Source organism: Kribbella sp. (assembly GCF_035655035.1).
Lineage (GTDB): Bacteria > Actinomycetota > Actinomycetes > Propionibacteriales > Kribbellaceae > Kribbella.
On the sequence record NZ_DASRVN010000181.1, the window covers coordinates 1 to 6480 of the forward strand.

A 6480-nucleotide genomic window follows, 5' to 3' on the forward strand; every position below is an offset into this window, starting at 1 on the left:
CGCGGCGGGAGCGCCGTCGCCGGGAACGACGCCGGCTCCAGCTGGTACGGCAGCACCCGCTGCGGGCGCCGTACGTCGTCGATGCACACGTTCGTCGCGATCCGGTACAGCCACGCCCGCAGCGACGAGCGCCCCTCGAAGCTCTCCCGGCCGCGCCACGCCCGGAGCAGCGTCTCCTGGACCACGTCCTCCGCATCGTCGAACGACCCGAGCATCCGGTAGGCGTGCACCCGCAGCTCGTGCCGGTACCGTTCGGTTTCTTCCGCGAACCCGTCCACGGCACCCATTCAATCCGACGTACGCCGCGATCACACCGGTACTGTGGTGCGCACCGCCGCCGCCTACCGAGAAGGATCGTCAGATGGGCAGTGGGCTGACCGCCGCGGAGGTGGCCGAGCGGGTCGCGGCAGGCCGGACGAACGCGGTGCAGGTACGGACCAGCCGGACGTTCGGGCAGATCGTCCGCGCGAACGTTTTCACGTTCTTCAACGGGCTTCTCGGGACCCTGCTGGTCGCCGTGATCGCCACGGGCAGCTGGCAGAACGCATTGTTCGGCTTCGTGATCCTGACGAACTCCGGGATCGGCATCTTCCAGGAGGTCCGCGCCAAGCGGACCCTGGACCGGCTCGCGCTGCTCAACGTCACGCACGTCCGGGTGGTCCGCGACGGCGTGGTCCAGGAGGTCGGGATCGCCGACGTGGTCCAGGACGACCTGGTCCGGATCGGCAGCGGCGACCAGGTCCCGGCCGACGGCCCGGTACTGCGGTCCGAGGGCCTCGAGCTCGACGAGTCGATGCTGACCGGCGAGTCCGACCCGGTGCACAAGCGCCCCGGCGACGAGGTCCGCTCCGGCGCGATCGTGGTCGCCGGCGAGGGCGACTTCACCGCGACCTCGGTCGGCGCGGAGACGTACGCCGCCAAGCTCGCGGCCGAGGCGCGCCGCTACCAGGTCACCAAGTCGGAGCTGGTCGCCGGCACCACGCTGCTGCTCCGCCGGATCTCACTGATCCTGCTGGTGGTCGGCCCGTTGCTGCTCTGGGCGCAGTTCCGCAGCAAGGACAACCACAGCTGGCAGGAGGCCGTCACCGGTACGGTCGCCGGCCTGGTCGGCATGATCCCGGAAGGGCTGGTGCTGCTGACGTCGCTGGCATTCATGCTGGCGATCATCACGCTGGCCCGGCGCCAGACGCTCGTCCAGGAACTGCCGGCGGTCGAGGGGCTCGCCCGGGTGGACGTGGTCTGCCTGGACAAGACCGGCACGCTGACCAGCGGCGAGATCGTCCTCGACCGGCTCGTCCCGCTCAGCACGGACGACCGTACCGAACAGGCTCTCGCGCTGGCCGCGGTCAGCGACACCCCGAACGCCACCGGCCGGGCGATCACGGCGTCGTACGCCGACACGTCGCTGACCGCCCTCGCGCGGGTCCCGTTCTCGTCTGCGCGCAAGTGGCAATCGGTGACGACGGCAACCGATACCTGGGTGCTCGGCGCGCCGGAGATGGTGCTGATCGACACCGCCGATCCGGCGACCGCGGACGCCCGCGCGCAAGCCGACGAGATCGCCGCGCAGGGCCGCCGGGTCCTGGTCCTGGCGCGCGGAACGGCGCAGGACGACGACCAGCTGCCCGGAAAGCTCGTACCGGTGACCCTCGTCGTACTCGCCGAGCGGATCCGGGACGACGCCGCCCCGACGATGCGGTACTTCTCCGAGCAGGGCGTCGCGCTGAAGGTGATCTCCGGCGACAACCCGCGGACGGTCGGCGCGGTCGCGGCGGCGGTCGGCGTACCGGGGGTGAACGGGGCCGATGACGCCGTCGATGCGCGGACGTTGCCGGAGGACCTCGACGAGCTGGCCGCCGTACTGGACGGGAAGTCGGCGTTCGGGCGGGTCAGCCCGCAGCAGAAGCGGGCGATGGTCGCGGCGCTCCAGCGGCGCGGGCATGTCGTCGCGATGACCGGCGACGGTGTGAACGACGCGCTCGCGCTGAAGGACGCGGACATCGGTGTGGCGATGGGCAACGGTTCCGCGGCGACCCGGGCGGTCGCGCAGCTGGTGCTGCTCGACGGGCAGTTCCGGCACCTGCCGGACGTGGTCGCCGAGGGCCGCCGGGTGATCGCGAACATCGAGCGGGCGGCGAGCCTGTTCCTGGTGAAGAACGTGTACTCGCTGCTGCTGACCGTGATCACCGCGACCACGATGGTGGCGTACCCACTGGCGCCGATCCAGCTGACCCTGATCTCGAACCTGACGATCGGCATCCCGGCGTTCTTCCTCGCGATCGGGCCGAACAAGCGGCGCTACGTTCCCGGGTTCCTGGGGCGTGTACTGCGGTTCGCCGTGCCCGTCGGTGTGGTGACGGCGACGTGCGCGTTCACCGGGTACTGGCTGGTGCGGGTGTTCGATCCGGGCGCGACGGTCGCGGAGGCCCGTACGGTGACCACCGTCGTCGTACTGGTCGTCTCGTTGTGGACGTTGTCGATCCAGGCGCGGCCGTTCCGGCTCTGGAAGGCAGGGCTGGTCGCGACGATGGCGGTGCTGGCGGCGGTCGCCGTGCTGGTGCCGGCGATCGGGAAGGGGATCTTCCTGCTGGAGGTCAGCCCGCAGCGCGTGCTCGGCGGGGTGGCGATGGGGGCCGTCGGCATCGTGCTGATCGAGATCGTCCGCTGGGTCGCGGCACACTTCCGGCGGACGCCAACCAGCTAGTCCTCGAGTTCGATCGTGGTCGGCATCGGTGCGTGGCCGGCCAGGCGGAACCAGGTCACCAGCCGGCGTTGCCGCAGGTCGCGGGTCGACACCACGACGTCGTTGTGGAACCGGCGGGCCAGCTGCACCCGGCGCATCGCCAGGCCCAGCTCCCCCGCCCACGGCTCGATATCGGTGCCGGTGGCATGGATCGCCCGGGTCAGCGCGGACTCGGCCTGCTCGTGCACCTCGACCGATTCGAGCGCGGCCGCGCGGGCCCGGTGCGCCGCGTCGAGCAGCAGCAACGCGGACGCCGGATCCAGGATCTCGCTGCCGGCCAGCTCCGCGACCAGCGCGGAACGGCGGGCGAGCTCGGTCTCCAGGGCGGCGCGGGCCAGGTCGACGCGGTGATGCAGCCTGTCCAGGCGGCCCGCGGTCCAGCTCGCGTAGGCGCTGAACAGCAGCAGCACGGCACCCACCGCGAGCAGCACCCAGGAGATCTCCACGGCGCCATTCTTCCGGAGACGTTCTTCCGCGGTCGTGCTGCCGGAGTCATGCTTACGGAGCGCTGACGGTCCGGCCGGATCCGGTAGTCACGGCGCCCGGCGGCACTAGCGTCGCTTCCATGGCTGATATCGGCGTACTCGGCGGCTCCGGGTTCTACTCGTTCCTGTCCGGCGCGGAGCGGATCGAGATCGACACCCCGTTCGGCGCACCCAGTGAGGCCCCGGTGGTCGGGGACCTCGACGGGCGGTCGGTCGCGTTCATCCCGCGGCACGGCGCGGACCACCGGCTGCCGCCGCACCGGATCAACTACCGCGCGAACCTGTGGGCGCTCCGCGAGCTCGGCGTCCGGCAGGTCCTCGGCCCGTGCGCGGTCGGCTCGCTGAAACCCGAGCTGACACCCGGCACGTTCGTGGTGCCGGACCAGTACGTCGACCGGACCTGGGGGCGGGAGCAGACCGTGTACGACGAGGTCGTGCACGTCAGCGCGGCCGACCCGTACTGTCCCACCGGCCGCGCGGCGGTGATTGCCGCCGGCAACGTCGTACCCGACGGCACGATGGTCGTCATCAACGGCCCCCGGTTCTCCACCCGCGCCGAATCGCACTGGCACGCCGCCCAGGGCTGGTCGGTCGTCGGCATGACCGGCGCCCCCGAAGCCGCCATCGCCCGCGAACTCGCCCTCTGCTACACCTCGATCGCCGTGGTGACCGACCACGACGCCGACGGCTCCGGAGTCACCGAAGCGGAAGTCTTCGAGGTCTTCAAGCAGAGCATCCAACGCCTGCAGGAACTCCTCCGCACGGTCATCACCCAACTTCCCAAGCCCGATGCCGACTGCACCTGCCACCACGCACTCGACGGAACGGCGGTCGCGCGATGAGGGTGCTGGTGACCGGCGGGGCCGGGTTCATCGGGCGGCACGTGGTGCGGGAGCTGGGCGCGGACGGGCATGAGGTCGTGGTGCTCGACTCGTATCGGGACGATGTGCACGCGGAGCGGCCGGAGTCGCGCGACGGCTTGATCGTCGGGGACGTGCGGGACGAGCGGACGTACGAGGGGATCGACACCGTCGTACATCTGGCGGCGAAGGTCGGCCTCGGCGTGCGGCTGGACGACATCGACGACTACGTGTCCTCGAACAGCCTCGGCACCGCCGTACTGCTCAAGTCGCTCGGTGGTATCAAGGACCTCGTCTACGCCAGCTCGATGGTCATCTACGGCGAAGGCCGCTACGACTGCGACGAACACGGACAGGTCGCACCGGGACCCCGCCGTACGGAAGACCTCGACGCGGGCCGCTTCGAGCCGCCCTGCCCGTACTGCGACCAGCCCCTGAGCCCGGGACTCGTCACCGAGGACGCCGTACCGGACCCGCGGAACGCCTACGCGGCCAGCAAGCTCAACGGCGAGCACCTCGCCGCGACCTGGGCCCGGGAGACCGGGGGGCGGGTGACCGCGCTGCGGTTCCACAACGTGTACGGACCAGGCATGCCACGCGACACGCCGTACGCCGGGGTCGCCGCGATCTTCCGGTCCGCGCTCGAACGCGGCGAAGCTCCCCGCGTCTTCGAGGACGGCCGTCAGCGCCGCGACTTCGTGCACGTCCGCGACATCGCCACCGCGGTCGTCCGGGCCGCCGTCGCACTCCCCCAGCAGCCGGCGTTCACGGCGTACAACGTCGGCAGCGGCACCGTGACCACGATCGGCGAGGTCGCGACCGAACTCGCCAAGGCGTACGCCGGCCCGCCGCCGATCGTCACCGGCCAGTACCGCCTTGGCGACGTCCGCCACATCACCGCCTCGTCCGACCGCCTCAAGGCCGACCTGAGCTGGAAACCCACCTACGACCTGACCACCGGCCTGACGGACCTGCTGCGAGAACCGGACCTCCATCACTGACCAACCTCCGCCCCAGCCGTCCCCGGGTCACCCCGTGAGCGTGGGACCGACCCGTTGGTCAGTGACGGGCGTCCGCCCTAGCTGTGCACCGGCGGTAGGTCGATCTCGAAGGCGCAGCCGCCGTCGACGTTGCTGACGGCAATCTTCCCGTCGTGGGACTCGACCACGCCGCGCGCGATCGCCAGCCCGAGGCCGCCGCCCGAACTGGCCGCGGCGGTCTCCGGCGTCCGCTGCTCGTCGCCGCGCCACCCGACGTCGAAGACCCGCTCCAGGTCGTCCGCCGGGATTCCGCCGCAGCCGTCCGTCACCGCGAGCCGGACCCGGCCGTCGGTCTCCCGATCCACCGCGAGCGTGACCGTCCCGCCCGGCGCGGTGTGCCGGATCGCGTTGCCGACCAGGTTCGTGACCGCGCGGGTCAGCTCGTCCGGATCCCCTTGGACCGCGAGCCGATCGTCCCCGTCCGGCGTCGACACCGAGAGCTGCACCCCTTCGGCCCGGGCGTGCTCGTTGTTCTCCCCGGCCACGTCCTCCGCCAACTCCCGCAGGCTGACCGCGGACCGGCGGCGCGGCGGCGGCGCGGCCGACAACCGGGACAGCTCGAACAGGTCGTCCACCAGCCCGGTCATCCGATCGACCGTCGACCGCATCTGCCGCAGCGCGCCCGGTACGTCGTCGATCACGCCGTCCTCGAGCCCTTCCGACACCGCCCGCAACCCGGCCAGCGGCGTCCGCAGATCGTGTGACATGAACGCGACCAGCTCCCGCCGACTCGTCTCCAGCGCCCGCTCCCGCTCGTGCGACGCGGCCAGCTTCTTCCGCGTCATCTCCAGTTCGTCCGTCAGCTCGGCCAGCTCGGCCGGCACCGCCCCACCGGCGATCTCGGGCTCCTCGTACGACGTCCCGAGATGCCGCAACCGCCGCCCCACATCCCGGGACCCGGTGCTGATCCACTGCCCGAGCAGGACCGACATCAGCAGCCCGAGCAGCGCCGCGAACGCCAGCGTCCACAGCACCACCCACGAGTCGTGCTGCGAGATGAACATCGCCCGCACGCTCTGCAGTACGGCGGCCAGCGCGGCGACCATCGGCGCGAGCGCCACCACGATCATCGTGACCCGCAAGGACCGGCGCCGGAATCGCCACAGCACCGCGGCCCCGACCCCCGCCACCACCAGCGTCCACAAGGTGGTGAGCGCGAGGATCGTCGCCATGTCCTTCACAGGGCGTCACCCGCGAACAGGTACCCGGTACGCGGCACGGTCAGCACCAGCTTCGGGTCCGACGGATCGGCCTCGATCTTCTCGCGCAATCGCCGTACGTGCACCGTGACCGTCGACGAGTCGCCGAAGTCCCAGCCCCAGACGCGCCGGAGCAGCTCGGCCTTCGTGTAC

At 71.3% G+C, this 6480-nt stretch carries 7 protein-coding genes; 3 read left to right on the plus strand and 4 right to left on the minus strand.

Features of this window, described 5'->3' with window-relative positions; all coding sequences use genetic code 11:
- On the minus strand, positions 1-287 hold a 287-nt coding region (locus VFF46_RS10780), incomplete at its 3' end, for a sigma-70 family RNA polymerase sigma factor (protein ID WP_325036936.1).
- Between the two features lie 74 nt (positions 288-361).
- On the opposite strand from VFF46_RS10780, the gene VFF46_RS10785 reads away from it, so the two are divergent.
- Entirely contained in the window at positions 362-2704 is a 2343-nt protein-coding gene (locus tag VFF46_RS10785) for an HAD-IC family P-type ATPase (RefSeq protein ID WP_325036937.1), read from the plus strand.
- Here the strand turns inward: VFF46_RS10785 and VFF46_RS10790 are convergent.
- Positions 2701-3189, minus strand: coding sequence for a hypothetical protein (locus VFF46_RS10790; RefSeq protein ID WP_325036938.1), 489 nt, complete (start codon positions 3187-3189; stop codon positions 2701-2703). The genes VFF46_RS10785 and VFF46_RS10790 overlap by 4 nt on opposite strands.
- A gap of 119 nt (positions 3190-3308) precedes the next feature.
- On the opposite strand from VFF46_RS10790, the gene VFF46_RS10795 reads away from it, so the two are divergent.
- Together VFF46_RS10795 and VFF46_RS10800 are read left to right on the plus strand one after the other, a co-directional pair.
- Positions 3309-4070 carry an S-methyl-5'-thioadenosine phosphorylase gene (locus VFF46_RS10795; protein ID WP_325036939.1) on the plus strand — a complete coding sequence of 254 codons (762 nt, stop codon included), beginning with the start codon at positions 3309-3311 and terminating at the stop codon, positions 4068-4070.
- Positions 4067-5089 carry an NAD-dependent epimerase/dehydratase family protein gene (locus VFF46_RS10800; protein ID WP_325036940.1) on the plus strand — a complete coding sequence of 341 codons (1023 nt, stop codon included), beginning with the start codon at positions 4067-4069 and terminating at the stop codon, positions 5087-5089. Before VFF46_RS10795 ends, VFF46_RS10800 begins: the two co-directional genes overlap by 4 nt.
- A gap of 77 nt (positions 5090-5166) precedes the next feature.
- On the opposite strand, the gene VFF46_RS10805 is transcribed toward VFF46_RS10800, so the two are convergent.
- Positions 5167-6300 carry a HAMP domain-containing sensor histidine kinase gene (locus VFF46_RS10805; RefSeq protein WP_325036941.1) on the minus strand — a complete coding sequence of 378 codons (1134 nt, stop codon included), beginning with the start codon at positions 6298-6300 and terminating at the stop codon, positions 5167-5169.
- 5 nt (positions 6301-6305) lie between these two features.
- Positions 6306-6464 (minus strand): winged helix-turn-helix domain-containing protein, encoded by a 159-nt coding sequence (locus tag VFF46_RS10810; RefSeq protein WP_414673052.1) that lies wholly within the window; start codon positions 6462-6464, stop codon positions 6306-6308.
- Positions 6465-6480 lie beyond the last annotated feature (16 nt).